Consider the following 368-nt stretch of genomic DNA (forward strand, 5'->3'; position numbering starts at 1 on the left):
TACATTGATTCTAGATGAAGCTCAGTATATTAAAAATGATTGGACAAAAACGTCTAAAGCTGTGAAGGGGATTAAAGCAGGGCATACCTTTGCATTGAGCGGTACACCGATAGAAAACTCTTTGAATGAGCTTTATGCAATTATCGATCTAGTTCTTCCTGGTCTGTTTAAAAATAAGTCGTCGTTTAAGACGATGGATCAGGATAAAATTGCAAAGAGAGTTCGTCCTTTTGTATTGAGACGATTAAAAAAGGATGTTTTAACAGAGCTTCCTGACAAAATGGAATCGGTACAATACACCGAATTGACCGATGAACAGAAAAAGACTTATATGGCACAATTACGTTTGATACAAAACGATGCGAAAG

1 protein-coding gene is annotated in these 368 nt (G+C 36.4%); it reads left to right on the plus strand.

Annotation, left to right across the window (positions count from 1 at the left end; translation table 11 throughout):
- Positions 1-368: SNF2-related protein (locus tag AOA61_RS23470; RefSeq protein WP_256583482.1), on the plus strand; the 368-nt coding region annotated here is incomplete at both ends.

Origin of the sequence: Pseudomonas sp. 2995-1, from assembly GCF_002742505.1 — a bacterium.
Taxonomy (GTDB): Bacteria; Pseudomonadota; Gammaproteobacteria; order Pseudomonadales; family Pseudomonadaceae; genus Aquipseudomonas; species Aquipseudomonas sivasensis.